This is a genomic window from Streptomyces sp. NPDC003036, assembly GCF_040611175.1.
Taxonomy (GTDB): Bacteria; Actinomycetota; Actinomycetes; order Streptomycetales; family Streptomycetaceae; genus Streptomyces.
In genome coordinates this window covers 14,019-30,459 of the sequence record NZ_JBEXNO010000040.1, presented here as the reverse complement: position 1 = coordinate 30,459, position 16,441 = coordinate 14,019, and the positions used below count along the sequence as shown (strand labels likewise).

The 16,441-nt window shown below is 73.7% G+C and carries 14 protein-coding genes; 9 read left to right on the top strand and 5 right to left on the bottom strand.

What is annotated here, in order from left to right; genetic code table 11:
• The first annotated feature begins 153 nt into the window (after positions 1–153).
• Together ABZX67_RS26055 and ABZX67_RS26050 are read left to right on the top strand one after the other, a co-directional pair.
• The gene (locus ABZX67_RS26055; protein WP_355364495.1) at positions 154–1,011 is read left to right on the top strand and encodes a helix-turn-helix domain-containing protein; all 858 of its coding nucleotides are present in this window, start codon (positions 154–156) and stop codon (positions 1,009–1,011) included.
• A gap of 75 nt (positions 1,012–1,086) precedes the next feature.
• On the top strand, positions 1,087–2,070 hold the full coding sequence (locus tag ABZX67_RS26050; RefSeq protein WP_355364492.1) for a glutathione S-transferase C-terminal domain-containing protein: 984 nt from the start codon (positions 1,087–1,089) through the stop codon (positions 2,068–2,070).
• Positions 2,071–2,074: 4 nt separating this feature from the next.
• On the opposite strand, the gene ABZX67_RS26045 is transcribed toward ABZX67_RS26050, so the two are convergent.
• The 4 genes from ABZX67_RS26045 to ABZX67_RS26030 form a co-directional block, all read right to left on the bottom strand.
• Positions 2,075–3,469, bottom strand: a complete 1,395-nt coding sequence (locus ABZX67_RS26045; RefSeq protein WP_355364489.1) for an NADP-dependent succinic semialdehyde dehydrogenase — start codon at positions 3,467–3,469, stop codon at positions 2,075–2,077.
• Between the two features lie 80 nt (positions 3,470–3,549).
• Entirely contained in the window at positions 3,550–4,710 is a 1,161-nt protein-coding gene (locus tag ABZX67_RS26040; protein ID WP_355364486.1) for an aromatic acid exporter family protein, read from the bottom strand.
• Complete coding sequence (locus ABZX67_RS26035) at positions 4,707–5,579, bottom strand: SDR family oxidoreductase (RefSeq protein ID WP_355364483.1); 873 nt, start codon at positions 5,577–5,579, stop codon at positions 4,707–4,709. Before ABZX67_RS26035 ends, ABZX67_RS26040 begins: the two co-directional genes overlap by 4 nt.
• Positions 5,580–5,697: 118 nt before the next feature.
• A complete protein-coding gene (locus tag ABZX67_RS26030; RefSeq protein WP_355364480.1) occupies positions 5,698–6,117 on the bottom strand; it encodes a nuclear transport factor 2 family protein in 420 nt (139 codons plus the stop codon).
• A 105-nt stretch (positions 6,118–6,222) separates the two neighbouring features.
• Between ABZX67_RS26030 and ABZX67_RS26025 the strand changes: the two genes are divergently transcribed.
• The 4 genes from ABZX67_RS26025 to ABZX67_RS26010 are packed head-to-tail and all read left to right on the top strand — an operon-like array spanning position 6,223 to position 10,992.
• Positions 6,223–6,810 (top strand): TetR/AcrR family transcriptional regulator, encoded by a 588-nt coding sequence (locus ABZX67_RS26025; protein ID WP_355364477.1) that lies wholly within the window; start codon positions 6,223–6,225, stop codon positions 6,808–6,810.
• A gap of 9 nt (positions 6,811–6,819) precedes the next feature.
• Positions 6,820–9,219, top strand: coding sequence for an FHA domain-containing protein (locus ABZX67_RS26020; protein WP_355364474.1), 2,400 nt, complete (start codon positions 6,820–6,822; stop codon positions 9,217–9,219).
• A gap of 7 nt (positions 9,220–9,226) precedes the next feature.
• Entirely contained in the window at positions 9,227–10,003 is a 777-nt protein-coding gene (locus tag ABZX67_RS26015) for a hypothetical protein (protein ID WP_355364471.1), read from the top strand.
• Positions 10,003–10,992, top strand: a complete 990-nt coding sequence (locus ABZX67_RS26010; protein WP_355364468.1) for a serine/threonine-protein kinase — start codon at positions 10,003–10,005, stop codon at positions 10,990–10,992. Before ABZX67_RS26015 ends, ABZX67_RS26010 begins: the two co-directional genes overlap by 1 nt.
• Here the strand turns inward: ABZX67_RS26010 and ABZX67_RS26005 are convergent.
• Positions 10,969–12,300 (bottom strand): streptophobe family protein, encoded by a 1,332-nt coding sequence (locus ABZX67_RS26005; RefSeq protein WP_355364465.1) that lies wholly within the window; start codon positions 12,298–12,300, stop codon positions 10,969–10,971. The two genes, ABZX67_RS26010 and ABZX67_RS26005, sit on opposite strands and share 24 nt — an antisense overlap.
• 313 nt (positions 12,301–12,613) lie before the next feature.
• Between ABZX67_RS26005 and ABZX67_RS26000 the strand changes: the two genes are divergently transcribed.
• From ABZX67_RS26000 to ABZX67_RS25990, 3 genes are all read left to right on the top strand, one after another.
• Entirely contained in the window at positions 12,614–13,579 is a 966-nt protein-coding gene (locus tag ABZX67_RS26000) for a DUF6777 domain-containing protein (RefSeq protein ID WP_355364462.1), read from the top strand.
• Positions 13,580–13,592: 13 nt separating this feature from the next.
• Positions 13,593–14,675, top strand: a complete 1,083-nt coding sequence (locus ABZX67_RS25995) for an ABC transporter permease (RefSeq protein ID WP_355364459.1) — start codon at positions 13,593–13,595, stop codon at positions 14,673–14,675.
• 106 nt (positions 14,676–14,781) lie between these two features.
• On the top strand, positions 14,782–16,431 hold the full coding sequence (locus tag ABZX67_RS25990) for an AMP-binding protein (RefSeq protein ID WP_355364456.1): 1,650 nt from the start codon (positions 14,782–14,784) through the stop codon (positions 16,429–16,431).
• Positions 16,432–16,441: the final 10 nt, after the last annotated feature.

The following is a 16,441-nucleotide window of genomic DNA, read 5'->3' as shown; positions in this document are numbered from 1 at the left end:
CGGACGCACCCCATGCACCAGCCCGTACGCCGCGACGCCCGCACCGGGCCCGCACCGTTTCCGGCCGCCGCCCGTACCCGGGACGCGGTCACCGGACCGCCTCACCACGTACAGGCTGACCAGGAATTCCGGGAACCTTGGGGGAAGAACCGCATGGACAAGGTGGCACTGCGCTGCCTGCTGCGCGAGCGCCGCGCGATGATCAAGCCGGAGAGCCACGGGCTGTCCCGCCCGACCCGGCAGGGACGGCGGGCTCCCGGCCTGTCCCAGGCGCAGATCGACCAGCTCCTGCACCGCGCGCCGGACACGTACGGCCGGCTGGAGTCGGGCCGGTACACCAACCCGCCGGTGGGCCTGCTGCACGACGTGGCGCGGCTGTTCAACATGACCGAGCAGGAGTGGGTCGCGCTGTGGCGGTACGCCCTCGGCCAGGATCCGCCGCATCCGCTCAACTCCCGGTCGGGCGAGGAGATCCCGGGCGTGTGGCAGACGGTGCTGGACGGCTTCTCCCACATGGCGTACATCAGCGACCGCTCGTGGAACATGCTCGCCCACAACGCCCACATGGCAAGGGTCTTCCCCCGGCGTGAGGTCCCCGCCAACACCATGCGGTGGATGGCGGTCGAACCGGAGGCCCGGACCGTGCTGGCGGACTGGGAGACGGCGTGGGCCCCGATGGTGCTGCCGCAACTGCGGGTGGCGCTCGCCGCCGACCCGGGCAACCGGACGCTGCGCGGCATCGTGCGGGACGTGCTGGCCGACCCGGTGGCGGCGCCGATCTACGAGTCGGCGAGCAGCCGCATCCGGCTGGACGGCGACGAACGGCCCTTACGCCACTCCGAGCTCGGCCCCGGGTGGGTGACCCTGTGCGCCGCGCAGCCGCTGGCCGCGCCGGGCGCCCGCCTGATCATCCTCCACTTCCAGCCGGGTGAGCGCCGCCGTGAGCCGGTCCCGGCGCTGCGGGCGCCCGCCGACGGTTCGGGGAGCCCCGCAGGGGTGACGGCGCGATAGCCCGCGGGGTGGCGCGGGTACCCGTCCCTTCGCGTACGCGACGTACGCCGTCAGGACGAGGAAGGGTGGGCGACCGTGCAGCAATCCGCCGAGTGGACGCGTTCCGCGAGCCACTTCACGGACCGGATCACCGCCGACGGCCGGGACGGCTGGCCCGTCGAGGCCGGCCGCTACCGGCTGGTCGTCAGCCGCGCCTGTCCCTGGGCGAGCCGCGCCCTGGTGGCACGGCGGCTGCTGGGGCTGGAGGACGCCCTGTCGCTGGCGGTGGTCGATCCGATCCAGGACGAGCGGAGCTGGCGGTTCACCCTGGACCCGGACGGCCGGGACCCGGTGCTCGGGATCCGCTTCCTGAGCGAGGCGTACCAGGCGCGGGAGGAGGGGTACGACGGCGGGGTCAGCGTCCCGGCGGTCGTCGACGTGGCCGGCGGCGCGCTGGTGACCAACGACTACCAGCGCATCACGCTGGACCTGGCGACCGAGTGGCGCGCCCTGCACCGGCCCGGAGCGCCCGACCTGTACCCGGAGGCGCTGCGCGACGAGATCGACGAGCGGATGGACGGCATCTACCGGGACGTCAACAACGGCGTGTACGAAGCGGGTTTCGCCAAGCGCCAGGAGAAGTACGACGCGGCGTACGCGCGGCTGTTCGCGCGGCTCGACCAGGTCTCGGAGCACCTGGCCGGGCAGCGGTACCTGGTGGGCGACACGATCACGGAGGCGGACATCCGGCTGTTCACCACGCTGGTGCGGTTCGACGCGGTGTACCACGGCCACTTCAAGTGCAACCGCAACAAGCTGACCGAGGACCGGGTGCTGTGGGCGTACGCGCGGGACCTGTTCCAGACGCCGGGGTTCGGCGACACGGTCGACTTCGACCACATCAAGCGGCACTACTACCAGGTCCACCAGGACATCAACCCGACGCGGATCGTGCCGCGCGGCCCCGACCTGCGCGGCTGGCGCGCCCCGCACCACCGCGAGGAGCTGGGCGGCCGGCCCTTCGGCGACGGTACGCCGCCGGGCCCGCCGCCCGCGGACGAGGTCGTGCAGCCGCTGTGACCGGTCAGGCCGCCTGCCACACGGTGGTGGCGTTGCAGAACTCCTTGATGCCGTGGCCGGACAGTTCGCGGCCGTACCCGGAGCGCTTGACGCCGCCGAACGGCAGCGCGGGGTGCGAGGCGGTCATGCCGTTGACGTACACGCCGCCCGCCTCCAGGTCGCGGACGAAGCGCCGCAGCTCCTGCTCGTCGCGGGTCCAGACGTTGGAACTGAGCCCGAAGTAGGTGTCGTTGGCGAGGCGTACGGCCTCGTCGAGGTCCGCGACGCGGTAGAGCGTGGCGACGGGGCCGAAGGTCTCCTCCTGGTGGATGCGCATCTTTGGGGTGATGTCCGTGAGCACCGTCGGGGCGTAGTACCAGCCCCGGTCGGCCAGGCCCTCGGGGCGCCGGCCGCCGCACAGGACGGTGGCTCCGGCGCGTACGGCGTCGTCGACGAGCTCCGCCAGGCCGTCGCGGCCCGCTTCGCTGGCGAGCGGGCCGACGTCGGTGGACTCGTCCATCGGGTCGCCCACGCGGAGCGCCGCCATGCCGGCCGTGAAGCGCTCGGCGAAGGCGTCGTAGACGTCCGTGTGGACGATGAACCGCTTGGCGGCGATGCATGACTGGCCGTTGTTCTGGGCGCGGGCGGTGACGGCGGTGGTGGCGGCCTTCTCGACGTCGGCGGAGGGCATCACGATGTACGGGTCGCTGCCGCCGAGCTCCAGGACGGTCTTCTTGATCTCGTCGCCCGCGATGGAGGCGACGGAGCGGCCGGCCGGTTCGCTGCCGGTGAGGGTGGCGGCGGCGACGCGCGGGTCGCGCAGGACGCGTTCGACGGCGCGCGAGCCGATCAGCAGGGTCTGGAAGCAGCCCTCGGGGTAGCCGGCGCGGCGGAAGAGGTCCTCCAGGTAGAGGGCGGTCTGCGGCACGTTGGAGGCGTGCTTGAGGAGGCCGGTGTTGCCGGCCATGAGGGCGGGCGCGGCGAACCGGACGACCTGCCAGAGCGGGAAGTTCCACGGCATGACGGCGAGTACGGGCCCGAGGGGCCGGTAGTGGACGCGGGCGGTGGCGGCGCCGGCGTCCCGGACGTCCGCCTCGGGCGGGTGCTCGTCGGCGAGGAGCCGCTCGGCGTGGTCGGCGTACCAGCGCATGGCCTTGACGCACTTGGCGGCCTCGGCGCGGGCGGCGCCGATGGGCTTGCCCATCTCGGTGGTGAGGGTGCGGGCGATGTCCGCCTGGTCCTCCTCCAGCAGGTCGGCGGCGCGCCGGAGCAGGCGGGCGCGGTCGGCGAAGGAGGTGGTGCGGTAGTCGCGGAAGGCCGCCTCGGCGGCGGCCACGCGCCGGTCGATACCGGCGTCGTCGAGTGCGTCGAAGGTCTTCAGCGTCTCGCCGGTGGCGGGGTTCACCGTCGCGATGGGCATGGCTGTGTTCCTCTTCCTCGCGGTCGCTGACCCGACCCTCCCGCGCGGGGGGCGGCCCCGCAACGCGAGCGGAGGGCGGGTCAGTGGACACGTGCGTTCTCCAGGTCGTGCAGCAGCTGGCGAGTCTCGGCGGTGAGGCCGCCGACCGAGGTGGCGGTCTCGCCGTCCCGCCCGGCCTGCTCGGCGAGCCGGGCCTTGAGCCGGTGGTGGGCCTCCCAGGCGCGGTCCATCGCCTCGTCGCGGTCCCGCCGGTCCGGGGCGGGCCCGGCCGGCCGGCTCAGGGCGGCGCAGTCGGTCTCGCACACGTCCGCCAGGGCCTGCAGCAGGGGCGGTACGTCGGCGAGGACGTCGTCCGGCGGCGGGGCGAACCGCGGCCGTTCGCCCGCCGCCTCGGCGAGCAGCGCGGTGAGGGAGGTCAGGTGGTCGGCGACGCGTTCCCACGCGGCGTCCCACTCGGTGGACGGCAGGTCGGGTGGGGCCTGCCGGCGGATGCGGGGGACCGGGTTGAAGCGGAGGCTCTCGCGGGTCCAGGTGCGGGCGTCGCGCAGCGCGGCGAGGCGACCGGTGAGCCGGCGGGCGCGGCGGTGCCACTCCTGGGCCTGGCTGCGGTCGTGGCCGTGCCGGATCTCGTCGGCCATGGTGCGCAACAGGTCGGCACCCTCGCGGGGCAGTCGGCACAGCGAGTCCCGGGCGTCGCGCAGGTGCACGGGCGGCAGGATCAGCGCGTTCACGCCGATTCCGATGACGGCGCCGAGGAGCGTCTCCAGCAGCCGGTGCAGGATGTCGAAGCCCGTGTACGCCCCGTACACGAGCACGAACAGCGCTGTGGTGGAGGCGTACAGGCCCTGGTCGCCGAAGCGCGGGTAGTTGCCGAGCAGCACGGTGACGGGCAGGGCCAGGGCCATGGCCGCCATGGTGTCGCCGGTGAGGCCGACCGCCGCGGCGGCGACCACGGTTCCGGCCGCGATGAGGACCACCTGCTGCAGACCGGTGCGGACGGACCGGTAGACGGTGCTCTGGACGAGCGCGACGGCCGTCCAGGGTGCCATCAGCGCGAGCGGCGCCTTCCACCACCAGCCGGCGACGGCCCAGGCGAGAATGGCGGCCCCGGCGGCCTTGAGCGACTGGACGGCCAGGTCCCGCTCGGGTCCGGGCCCGGTGAGGGCCCGGCGCACGGAACCGCCGACCGTGGCCGTCTCCCAGCGGACGCGATGCCACGCTTCTCGGGCGGGGCGTATCACGGAAGGGGCGTACCTCCGGTGGCGTTGACAACCTCGGCGGTGATGTAGCTCGCGCTCGGCGAGGCGAGGAAGACGTACGCGGGCGCCATCTCGACGGGCTGGGCCGCGCGTCCGAGGGGTGCCTGCTTGCCGAACTCGGCGGTCTCCGGCATGGTCGCGGGGATCAGCGGCGTCCAGACCGGGCCGGGGGCCACGGCGTTGACGCGGATGCCGCGCGGGGCGAGCATCTGCGCGAGCCCCTGCGTGAAGGTGACGATGGCGCCCTTCGTCATGGCGTAGTCGAGCAGGGGCGGGCTCGGTTGGTACGCCTGCACGGAGGTCGTGTTGATGACGCAGCCACCCTTCGGCATGTGCGGGAGCGCCATCTTGGTGAGCCAGAACATGCCGTAGAGGTTGGTCTTCATCACCCGGTCGAACTGCTCCGTCGTGATGGCCTCGATCCCGTCGGGCTGAGCCATCTGGAAGGCGGCGTTGTTCACCAGGACGTCGATGCGGCCGAACTCGGCGGCGGCGCGCTCGATCAGGCCGCGGCAATGGTCCTCGTCCCTGATGTCGCACTCCACGGCGACGGCCTTGCGCCCGGCCGCCTCGATCAGGCGGGTGGTCTCGCGGGCCTCGTCGAGCTCCTCGGGGAGGTGGGTGAAGAGCACGTCGGCGCCCTCACGCGCGTACGCGAGGCAGACGGCCCTGCCGATGCCGGAGTCGCCGCCGGTGACGACGGCGGCCCGGTCCGTCAGCTGTCCGCTGCCGCGGTACGAGTCCTCGCCGTGGTCCGGCCGCGGCGTCATCGCCTCGGTCCACCCGGGGTGGGGCTGCTCCTGGTCGGGGAAGTCGGGCCGGGGGTGGCGGGTGACGGGGTCGTCGGTCATGGTGGTCCTTACTCCTGAACGTCCGGTCGGCGCGGGGTACGCGCCGAGTACGCGCATGGTGTGCGGTGTGTGCTGTTCCGCGTTCCCAGGAGCGGCGGACCGAATCCCGCCGGACGGGTCATTCGGCGGTGTGCGCGATACGGCGCTCGGCCGCGGTGATGGGCAGGTCGTTGATGCTCGCGTAGCGCTTGCACATCAGGCCGTGCTCGTCGAACTCCCAGTTCTCGTTGCCGTACGCGCGGAACCACCGGCCGTCGGCGTCGTGGTACTCGTACGCGAAGCGGACGGCGATCCGGTCGTCCGTGTACGCCCACAGCTCCTTGCGGAGCCGGTAGCCGAGCTCGCGCTGCCACTTGTCGGTCAGGAAGGCGACGATCTCCTCGCGGCCGTTGATGAACCGGTCGCGGTTGCGCCACTCGGAGTCCGGGGTGTAGGCGAGGGCCACTTTCTCGGGGTCGCGCGTGTTCCAGGCGTCCTCGGCGAGCTGCACCTTCAGGCGGGCGGTCTCCTCGGTGAACGGCGGCAGGGGCGGGCGCACGGCGGTCTCCTCTCGCGTGAGAACGATCGTTCTCACCTCGTTCGGTACCCTACGAGAACGGTGGTTCTCACACAAGGGACCCAGGAAGGCACAGGGAGTGGAGCGATGGACGACGAAGCCGCCCGTACGCGCGTCCTCGACGCCGCCGAAGAGCTGTTCTACGGGCGGGGCATCCAGGCCGTCGGGATGGACGCCGTCCGCTCCGCGTCCGGCGTGACCCTGCGACGGCTGTACCAGCTCTTCCCCTCGAAGGCCACGCTCGTGGAGGCGTACCTGCTGCGGCGCGACGCCCGCTGGCGGAGCGCGCTCGCGGCGTACGTGGACGGTGCGGGCGGCGCGGACGGCTCGCCGGACGTCCGGCTGCCGGCGGTCTTCGACTGGCTGGAGCGGTGGTTCGAAGAACCGGGCTTCCGCGGCTGCGCGTTCGTCAACTCCTTCGGCGAGCTGGGCACCTCGCCCGAGGTCGCCCGGGCGGCGCGCGCCCACAAGGAGGCGTTCCGGCGGCAGATCGACGACCTGGTGGCGGAGGCGGGGGCCGCCCCGGCGGCCGGCGCGCACCTCGCGCTGCTCGCCGAGGGCGCCATCACCACGGCCGCCCTCACGGGCTCGTCCGCGCCCGCTCGCGAGGCACGGGAGGCGGCACGGCTCCTGCTGGCAGTCCACCGATCTGCGCATACCGGCGCAGAACGATAAAATTCCCCTATGGGAAAGCGGCCTTTCGCGCCCACCGCACCCGAGCTGGTCCTCGACATCGACGGGGACAGCACCGTCATGACCCCCGGCCGGGTCTACCGCGTCGGGCGCGACCCCACCAGCGACATCGTGCTCCACGACGCCCGGATCTCGTGGCACCACGCGGAGTTGCGCGCCGACGGCGGCCACTGGACCGTGCACGACGACGGCAGCACCAACGGCACCTTCACCGAGGGCGGGCGCGTACGCGTGTGGGAGGTGGGCCCCGGCAGCGTCATCCGGTTCGGGCACCCCTCCGAGGGTCCGTGCGCCGTGCTGTCACCGCACGGATCGGCGCCCCGCGGGCCCGCGGCGCGGGGGTCGTCGGCGGCCCCGCCCCTGGCCCGGCCGTCCTCCGTCTCGATGCCCGCCGCGACCGGCACCTTCCGGCAGCCCACCTCCGTGCGCCCCCTGCCCACCGCGCGCACGGTGCGCATCGGGCGCGCCCCCGACAACGACCTGGTGGTCGACGACCTGACGGTCTCGCGCCGGCACGCCGAGCTGGAGGCGCACCCGGACGGCACGTACTGGATCCACGACACCGGCAGCCACAACGGCACGTTCCTCAACGGGCGGCGGGTGGCCCGGGCACGGGTGACGCCCGACGACATCGTCGGCATCGGGCACTCGGCGTTCTGTCTGGTCGGCGACCAGCTGGTGGAGTTCACCGACACCGGCGAGGTCTCCCTCGACGTCCAGGACCTGTCCGTCACGGTCGACCACGGCCGCAAGACGCTCCTCGACGAGGTCACCTTCCCCGTCGGCGAGAAGGCCCTGCTCGCCGTCGTCGGGCCGAGCGGCGCCGGCAAGTCCACCCTCCTCAACGCACTGACCGGCCAGCGCCCCGCCGACCACGGCACCGTCCTGTACGACGGGCGCGACCTGTACCGCGACTACGCCGAGCTGCGCCAGCGCATCGGGCTCGTACCGCAGGACGACATCCTGCACCTCCAGCTGACCGTGCGCCGCGCCCTGACGTACGCCGCCGAGCTGCGGTTCCCGGAGGACACGGCGAAGGCCGAGCGGCGGGCGCGCGTGGAGGAGGTCATCCGCGAACTGGGCCTGGAGCAGCGGGCGGGGCAGCCGATCCACAGCCTCTCCGGCGGCCAGCGCAAGCGGGTCAGCGTCGCCCTGGAGCTGCTGACGAAGCCGTCGCTGCTCTTCCTCGACGAGCCGACCTCCGGTCTCGACCCGGGCATGGACCGGTCGGTGATGCACATGCTGCGCGGGCTCGCCGACGACGGCCGTACGGTCATCGTCGTCACGCACAGCGTGCTGAGCCTCGACGTGTGCGACCGGCTGCTGGTCCTCGCCCCCGGCGGGCGGATCGCGTACTACGGACCGCCCGGCGACGCGCTCGGCTTCTTCGGGTTCGCGCAGTGGCCCGAGGCGTTCGAGGCGTTCGAGAACGACCGCGACCACGACTGGGCGGGCCGGTACCGCGCCTCCGCCTTCCACCAGCGGTACATCGCGGGAGCCATGCGGCGGCCGCCGCAGCCGTCGGGCGACGGTGACGGCGCCGCCGCCGATGTCGTACCCGAGCCGCCACCGAAGGCGCAGAGCTGGGGCGCCCAGCTGCGTACGCTCGTACGGCGGTACGCGTCCGCGCTCGGTGCCGACCGGACCTTCCTCGCCATCATGATCGCGCTGCCGTTCGTCATGGGCGCGATGGCCCGGGCCCTGTCGGAGGGCCGCCTCGGGCCCGAGTCGACGATGAACGTCCTGCTCATCCTGTGCGTGGGCGGGGTCCTGACGGGTGCCGCCAACGCGGTGCGGGAGCTGGTCAAGGAGCGGACCATCTACCGCCGGGAGAGAGCCGTCGGCCTGTCCAGATCGGCGTACCTGATGTCCAAGGTGGTGGTGCTCGGCACGATCACGGTCGTCCAGGCCGTCGTGCTGACGCTGGTGGCACTCATCGGCGTGCCGCTGAACGCCCCGCGCGGCGAGGGCGTGCTGATGCCGCCGCTCGTGGAGATCGTGGTCGCCGTGGCACTGCTGGCCTTCACGGCGATGATGCTCGGGCTGTTCGTGTCCGCGCTGGTGCGCAAGGAGGAGGTCACCATGCCGCTGCTGGTGCTCCTCGCGATCGTCCAGGTGGTGTTCTGCGGCGGGCTCCTGACGATCAGCGGCTCGCTGGTCATCGAGCAGCTGGCGTGGCTGGTGCCGTCGCGGTGGGCGTTCGGGGCGATGGGAGCCACCATCGGCATCGGACGGATCGTGCCGGGCGAGAAGACGGCCGATCCGCTGTTCGAGCACTCCCTCAGCACGTGGCTGCTGGACGTGGGGATGCTGGCGGTGCTGAGCCTCGTCCTCGGGGTGCTGGTCGCCCGGCTGCTGCGCCGGCACGAACCCGTGATCATGCGAAAGTAGGCGGTTCATGGTCGCCCACCCGACGAGCCCCGACTTCCGGCCGACGCACGTCGTCCCGCGCGGCGGCCTGCCCGCCTGGGAGGCGCCGGACCGGGCGCGGCCGACGGCGACGCTGGACCCGTTCCTGCCCGTGCAGCTGGTGGACCGGGTCGGCGACTGGGGGCGGATCCTGTGCTCCAACGGCTGGACCGCCTGGGTGGACGGGCGGCTGCTCGTCTCCGTACCGGCCGATCCCCCGGCCGCCGGGCAGCCGGCGAGCCGAGCGGCCGATCCGCGGCCGCTGCTCGGCCGGGCCGAGGATTCGCTGGGCCGCTACCGGCGCGCGGCGGAGGAGCTGGCGTCCGGCCGGACGGACGGCGAGGACTTCCGCCGCCGCACGCGCGGGCTGCGGGTCGGCGTGGTCGTCGACGGGGAGGCGCTGTGGCTGTACGACGCCGAGCACGAGCGCTGGGTGTACTGCGACGGGCGCAGGATGAGCACGTACGCGGCGTCGGCGGGCCCGTCGGCGAGCGCGGCCCCGGCGGGCTCCTCGCCGTCGGCGGCCCCCGCAGCACCCGTAGCACCCGCGGCCCCGACATCCGCCGCGCCCTCCGACGGCCCGGCGGAGGGTGACGCGCAGGCGGACCTGGGCGCGGACCGGGACGCGGGCTCGGACGCGGACGCGGGCTCGGACGCGGACGCCACGCGCGTCGTCGAACCCGCCACTCCCGTGCCGCATGAGCCGACGCGGGTCGTCGAGTGGCCCGGCGACGGCGGCGGCCCCAGCGCCGGGCGTGAGCGGTGATGGGCGGCGGCACCGGGAGCGGCGAGCTGCCGGCCGGGCGGCCCTCCGGGCTGACCGGCACGCGGATCGCGGACTACCAGGTGGAGCGGGAGATCGGCCGGGGCGGCATGGCGGTGGTGTACCGCGCCCGCGACCTGCGGCTGGACCGCACGGTGGCGCTCAAGCTGCTGGCGCCGGAGCTGGCGCGCAACGACACCTTCCGCAAGCGGTTCGTGCACGAGTCGCGGGCGGCCGCGGCGATCGACCACCCGCACATCGTGCCGGTCTTCGAGGCGGGCGAAACCGACGGCGTGCTGTACATCGCGATGCGGTACGTCGCCGGGCACGACCTGCGCGCCCTGCTCGACCTCGAGGGGCCCCTGCCGCCGGAGAAGGCCGCGCGGATCGCCGTACAGGTGGCGTCGGCGCTGGACGCGGCGCACGCGCACGACCTGGTGCACCGGGACGTCAAGCCGGGCAACATCCTGGTCGCGGCGGGCACGGACAGCGACCACCCCGAGCACGCGTACCTCACCGACTTCGGCCTGACGAAGAAGTCGCTGTCGCTGACCGGGTTCACGACGGTCGGCCAGTTCGTGGGGACGCTCGACTACGTGGCGCCGGAGCAGATCTCGGGGCGCCCGGTGGACGGGCGGTGCGACGTCTACAGCCTGGGGTGCGTCGTGTTCGAGACGCTGGCGGGCGCGCCGCCGTTCCGGCGGGACGACGACATGGCGCTGCTGTGGGCCCATCAGTACGACCCGCCGCCCGCGCTGACCGGTGAGCGGCCGGAGCTGCCGTCCGCCGTGGACGAGGTCATGGCGAAGGCGCTCGCGAAGACGCCGGAGGAGCGGTACGACACGTGCCTGCGGTTCGTCGCGGAGCTGCGCGAGGCGCTGCTGGCGGGCGACGGCCGACGCACGCCGGAGCCCGCACCCCCGCCCGCGCCGGAGACGGGACCGCCGCCCGGGCCGCCGCGCTGGGCGCTACCGGTCTTCCGGGGGCTGTAGCGGGGCGCCGGGCGTGACCTGGACCTCGCCCCGGCGGCGTACCCGGGAGGCGAGCAGTCCGCCGAGGAAACCCGCGACCAGGCCCCAGGCCAGGGCGAGGCCGACCATCGTCCACAGGTGCGGCCGCAGCGCGACCTGGCCGCTGAAGGCGTCCACGTCGCCGATGATGATCATCGACAGGCCGTACCGCGCGGAGACGTGGGTGACGGGGATGATCACCAGCATGGTGAGCGCGAAGGCGGCGCCCAGGTGCACGGCGTGCTGCCACAGCCGTGTGCGGGCCGGTGAGCGGACCGCCATGACGAAGGCGGCGGCCAGCAGCAGGACGGCGGCGACCGGGATGAGCCACCAGGCGCGCGCGTCCTGTTCGGCGAGGGATCCCACGTCGACGGTGGCGTCCGGGGAGCCGCGCATCACCGCGTCCAGGACCTTCGGCATCGGCAGCCCGAAGGGCCCCTCCGCCCGGCCGTCCCAGGCGCCGCCGATCCCGACGCCGAGGGCGAGCCAGACGACGTTCGGCAGGCCCAGGAGGATCACCGCGAAGGTGTCGGCGGGGTGCCCCCGGGTGGCCGCCACGACGAGGCCGACGACCAGCCCGACGACGACGTACGCGAGGACCAGCAGCAGCATCGCGAAGGCGGCGGGACGGACGGCCTCCTGGTAGCGCAGCAGCCGGGCGGGCAGGGCGGCCGTGCCCGAGACGAGCAGGGCGGCGAGGAGCACCCCGAGCACCCACAGCAGGCCGAACAGCAGCGTGGGCCCGAGGTCGGCGCGGAAGCCGAGCGTGGGGGTGGCGCCGAGGAAGTCGAGGATGTCGCCCGCCGTGTCCCCCGGGTCGAGGGTGAAGCTGTGGCGCGCCAGGGCCGTGAGCGCGGCGAGCGCCGCCAGCCACAGGACGGCCGTCCGGGCGATGCGGGCGAGGAGTTCACCGGTGCCGGTGACGGCGTGGTGGCGCAGCGGCCGCAGGAAGACGGTGCCGGTGGCGAGCGCTCCGGCAAGGGTCACGGAGAGCGGCATCGCGGTCAGTTCGGCGTCCGTCCCGGCGAAGGCCCCGGCGTCTCCGGCGAGTCCGACGGAGCCGCCCGCCGCCATGACGACGACGGCGGCCACGACGCTGGGGAACGCGCCCTGGGGCAGGTCGGCGGCGCCCGCGACCCACAGGCCGAGCGCGGCCGTGACAGCCATGGCGGCGACCCCCGCGAGCACCGCGAGGAGGGCGTGGCCCCAGTCGCGGGCGACGCGCCCCGCGCCGCCGGGCGGGGTGCCCCCGGGGCTGACCTGACGGACCTGACGGGCCTGACGACTCACGGTGTCACGTTAAGCGGGCGGCAGTCCCCTCGCCCGCGGGAAGGGGCCGTTCGGCGCTGCGCCGCCGCCTCGGCTTGCGAGCCCCGCCCGTGCGGAACACACAATGGCCCGGAACGGAAGAAAGGGAATAACTGTGACTTCCCAGCCGCCTCCCGATCGCCCCACGGGCCCTCCCTCGGGTCCGCCGACCGGCCCGCCCTCCGGACCCCTGTCCGGTTCGGGCTCCCAGCCGTCGGGGGACGGCGGGGGTGGTCGCGGCGGCGCCGGCGGCCCGTGGTGGCGCTCGGCCCCCAAGATCGCGGCGGTCGCCGGCGTGGTCGTGCTCGCCGTGGTGCTCGCCGTGGTCCTGCCCCGCCTCGGCGGGGACGGGGACAAGGAGGGCGGCGGCACGGCCGGAGGGGGGACCATCTCCCTCCAGAACGCCTCGGCGGCCGGCCCGGACCCGTTCACCGACTCGACGGAGGACGAGGACGACCGGCCGACCGCGGCCCCGACCACCCCGCCCGCGCCGACGACCCCGCCCCCACGGGAGAACAAGCCCACGGTGTACGAGGGTTCGTGGGACGGCCTCTACGGCGGCACCAAGAACGTGGCCAGTTGCGACGTGGAGCGCCAGATCGGCTTCCTCGGCAAGGCGCCCGAGAAGAACGCGGCCTTCGCCTCCGCGCTGCACGTGGCGCCGTCCGCGGTCCCGGCGTACCTGCGCGGGCTGACCCCGATGCGGCTGACGAAGGACACCTGGGTCACCAACCACGGCTTCCGCGACGGCAAGGCCGCCCCCTACCAGGCGGTGCTGCAGGCCGGTACGGCCGTCATGGTCGACGCGCACGGCGTGCCGCGGGTGCGCTGCGCCTGCGGCAATCCCCTTCAGGAGCCGGTGCGCCGGGGCACGTACCGGCCCGTCGGCGACCCGTGGCCGGGGTACGACCTGTCGAAGACGGCGGTCGTCAAGCCGTCGCGCTCGGTCGTGAAGGAGTTCGTCATCGTCGACGTCAAGGAGGGCGGCTACATCGAGCGCCCGCCGGGCGAGGAGGGCCACCGCAAGGACGACGAGACCGCGTCGCCGTCCCCCGGCCGCACCCCGCCGTCCCCGGGCCGCACCCCGCCGTCGCCCGAGGCGCCCAGGACGCCCAAGTCGCGGGGGCCTTCGACGCCGGACGGGCCGACCACGCCGGAGCCCGCGCCCGACACCTCGCCACCGAGCCCGCAGGACCCGGATACCGACACGTCCCCGGCCGCGCCGCCGGAGCCCGCGGAACCCCCGCCTCCGGCGGTCTGACCCCTCCCCGCCCATGCCCGAGACAGCCGCCGAGCAACGCGGGGAACGTCCCGAACACGGCGCCCACGGCAGGCCCCCGACCCGGGCCGACCGGTGGGCGTCGGTCCGGAAGTCGCCCTTCCTGCCCGCCTCCGTACTGGTGCTGATCCTGGCCGCCGCGGCGGCGCTCTTCGCCGGCTCTTACACGTACACCATGGCGAACCCGACGCCCCGCCAGATTCCGACGGCGCTCGTCGGACCGGCCGACGCGCCGCACGGACGGCGGTTCGTCGCGGGCATGGAGGAGGCCCTCAACGCCTCGCTGAAGGTGCGCCGGTACGCCGACGAGGCCGGGGCCCGGCGCGCCGTGGAGGAGCAGGAGGTCTTCGCCGTCCTGACGGTGCGGCAGCGCGGTGTGGAGCTGGACGTGGCCGGGGCGGCGGGCGCGACCGTGGCGCAGGTGCTGGCCGAGGCGGGTCCGGCGGTGGGCAGGGCGACGGGCGTGCCGGTCCGGGTGCGGGACGTCAAACCGCTCCAGCCCGGCGATCCGCGCGGGCTGGCCCTCTTCTACATCTCGCTCGCCGCCGTGATCATCGGCTTCGTCGGGGCCATCCAGCTGAGCGTGCACGCCCGCGCGCTCGACCCTGGCGAGCGGATCGCCTTCACCGCGGCGTACGCGCTGCTGGGCGGTTTCGCGATCGCGGCGACCGCCGACTGGCTGCTGGGCGCGCTGGACCTGCCGTTCGCGGAGTCGTGGCTGATCCTCGCCCTGACGATGTTCACCTCGGGCATGGTGTTCACGATGTTCAACACCCTGATGGGGCGGTGGGCGATGCTGCCCACCTGGGGCCTGATGGTCCTGCTGGGCAACCCGTCGTCCGGCGGCGCCGTGTCCTGGCCGCTGCTGCCCTCCGCCCTCGGCCACATCGGGCGCTGGCTCCCGCCCGGCGCCTCGGTGAACGCGCAGCACACGGCGGTGTACTTCGGCGACCACCAGCACCTGTTCCCCTTCGCGGTCCTGGGCGGATGGGCGCTGCTGTCCTGCGCCGTCTTCTGGGTCTGGCGCCACCGCCACCCGGGCGGCCGCGACCGGGCCCCGGCACACGCGGCGGCCTGAGCGGCCCGTAGGTCTTCGCTCGTGCGGGTGAAGCGTGTTTCGACCGGCAAGGCCGCCTCGTTACGTCCTCGAATGCGGACGTAACGAGTGGTGGATGAGGCATGCGATGAGCCGTGAGCACTGGTTGTTGTCTCGATTGGACTCCTGGGAAGGGGACGATGCGCTGGCGCATCGCTATGCGGCGGATGGGGAATTCGTGGAGCTGTCGCGTGCCGCCCTCCTGGCCGCGGTGCGGGATCACGCGGAGGGTCTGGTGCGCCGCGCAGTGCGGCCGGGCGACCGGGTCGCTGTGGTCGCCGCACGGCCGCAGCCTTTCGTCGCGGCGTTTCTGGGGGCGATGTGGGCGGGGGCGATCCCGGTTCCGGTGGCCCCGCCTGCGTGGAGCGGCGAAGCGGGCTGGTCGGAGACGGTAGCGGCGGCGCTGGACCTGGTGGCGGCCCGAATCCTCGTCGGTCCGGAGGAGGTGCTTCGACTGGTGCCGGGCACATCCGTTGCCCGGGTTGGCCACGCGGAGTTGCCGGTCACGGCGACGGGCACGGTGACAGCGGCGGAGTTCGACGCGGCACGAACTGCGTATGTGCAGTTCAGCAGCGGCAGTACGGGAAGACCGCGGGCCGTGGGCGCGACGTGCGGCGCCCTGTTGGCCAACAGCGTGGGAATCATGCGCGACGCCTTGGGGGCGAGGGCCGAGCGGGACCACGGAGTGAGCTGGCTGCCCCTTCACCACGACATGGGTCTGGTGGGGTTCGTCCTCGCCCCGATGGCGGTGGGCGTGTCCGTCACGCTCATGACTCCGATCGCTTTCCTTCGTGATCCGCAGGCGTGGATGGGCACCATGGCACGGGTGGGCGGAACCATCACCGCCGCGCCCAACTTCGCGTACGCCCTCGCAGCCCGCCGGTCCAGCCCTCAGCGAGTCGCCGGACTGAACCTGACGCGGGCACGGGTCCTGCTGTGCGGAGGGGAGCCCATCAATCGGCGGGCACTGGAATCCTTCACGCGGCTGCACTCGATCGCCGGGCTGGACGCGACGGCGGTCCGCCCGTGCTACGGCATGGCGGAGCACACCCTCGCGCTGACTGTTGCTCCCGCCGGCGTGCGCAGTGACCGCGTGGACTCCGAGGATCTGCACGTACGCCAGCGAGCACGCCCTGCGGGAGCGGGCAAGGCGGCGCTGGATGTGGTCTCGTGCGGCCACCCACTGCCCGGCCATTCCGTGCGCATCGCGGACGGGACGGGACGACCGCTGGACGAGCGGCAGGTGGGCGAGATCTGGGCGAGGGGCCCGTCCGTGGCCGGTGGCTATATCGGGGACGAGGACGCCTCGGTTCAGGTGTTCCGAACGGACGGCTGGCTGCGCACCGGAGACCGCGGCTATCTGACCCGTGAGGGTGGTCTGCACGTGGTCGGGCGCTGCAAGGACGTGCTGATCGTCAACGGCCGCAACATCGATCCGCAACGGGTCGAGTGGCTCGCGGAAACGGTCGAGGGGGTACGGCCGAACGGAGCCGTGGCCTTCACGCGTCCCGGCAGTGACACCGAGGAGGTCGTGGTGGTGATCGAGTGCCTGCCCGGCAGCGATGCCACAGTGGCCGACATGGTTCGCCAGGTGGTCGCCGAGCAGTTGTCGGTGCAGGTCGCCGACGTGGTCCTGGGACGGCCGGGGTGCGTGGAGCGGACCACCTCGGGCAAGCCGCGCCGCTACCGGATGCGCGCCGCCTACCTCACGCACCGCGCCGAAGCGACGAACGGCTGAGAGGATCGTC

What these genes read in the sequence shown, in the direction of transcription:
- ABZX67_RS26055 (WP_355364495.1), top strand. Translation starts at nt 154, where the DNA reads ATGGACAAGGTGGCACTGCGCTGCCTGCTGCGCGAGCGCCGCGCGATG.
- ABZX67_RS26045 (WP_355364489.1), bottom strand. Translation starts at nt 3,469, where the DNA reads ATGCCCATCGCGACGGTGAACCCCGCCACCGGCGAGACGCTGAAGACC.
- ABZX67_RS26035 (WP_355364483.1), bottom strand. Translation starts at nt 5,579, where the DNA reads ATGACCGACGACCCCGTCACCCGCCACCCCCGGCCCGACTTCCCCGAC.
- ABZX67_RS26025 (WP_355364477.1), top strand. Translation starts at nt 6,223, where the DNA reads ATGGACGACGAAGCCGCCCGTACGCGCGTCCTCGACGCCGCCGAAGAG.
- ABZX67_RS26020 (WP_355364474.1), top strand. Translation starts at nt 6,820, where the DNA reads ATGGGAAAGCGGCCTTTCGCGCCCACCGCACCCGAGCTGGTCCTCGAC.
- ABZX67_RS26015 (WP_355364471.1), top strand. Translation starts at nt 9,227, where the DNA reads ATGGTCGCCCACCCGACGAGCCCCGACTTCCGGCCGACGCACGTCGTC.
- ABZX67_RS26010 (WP_355364468.1), top strand. Translation starts at nt 10,003, where the DNA reads ATGGGCGGCGGCACCGGGAGCGGCGAGCTGCCGGCCGGGCGGCCCTCC.
- ABZX67_RS25995 (WP_355364459.1), top strand. Translation starts at nt 13,593, where the DNA reads ATGCCCGAGACAGCCGCCGAGCAACGCGGGGAACGTCCCGAACACGGC.
- ABZX67_RS25990 (WP_355364456.1), top strand. Translation starts at nt 14,782, where the DNA reads ATGAGCCGTGAGCACTGGTTGTTGTCTCGATTGGACTCCTGGGAAGGG.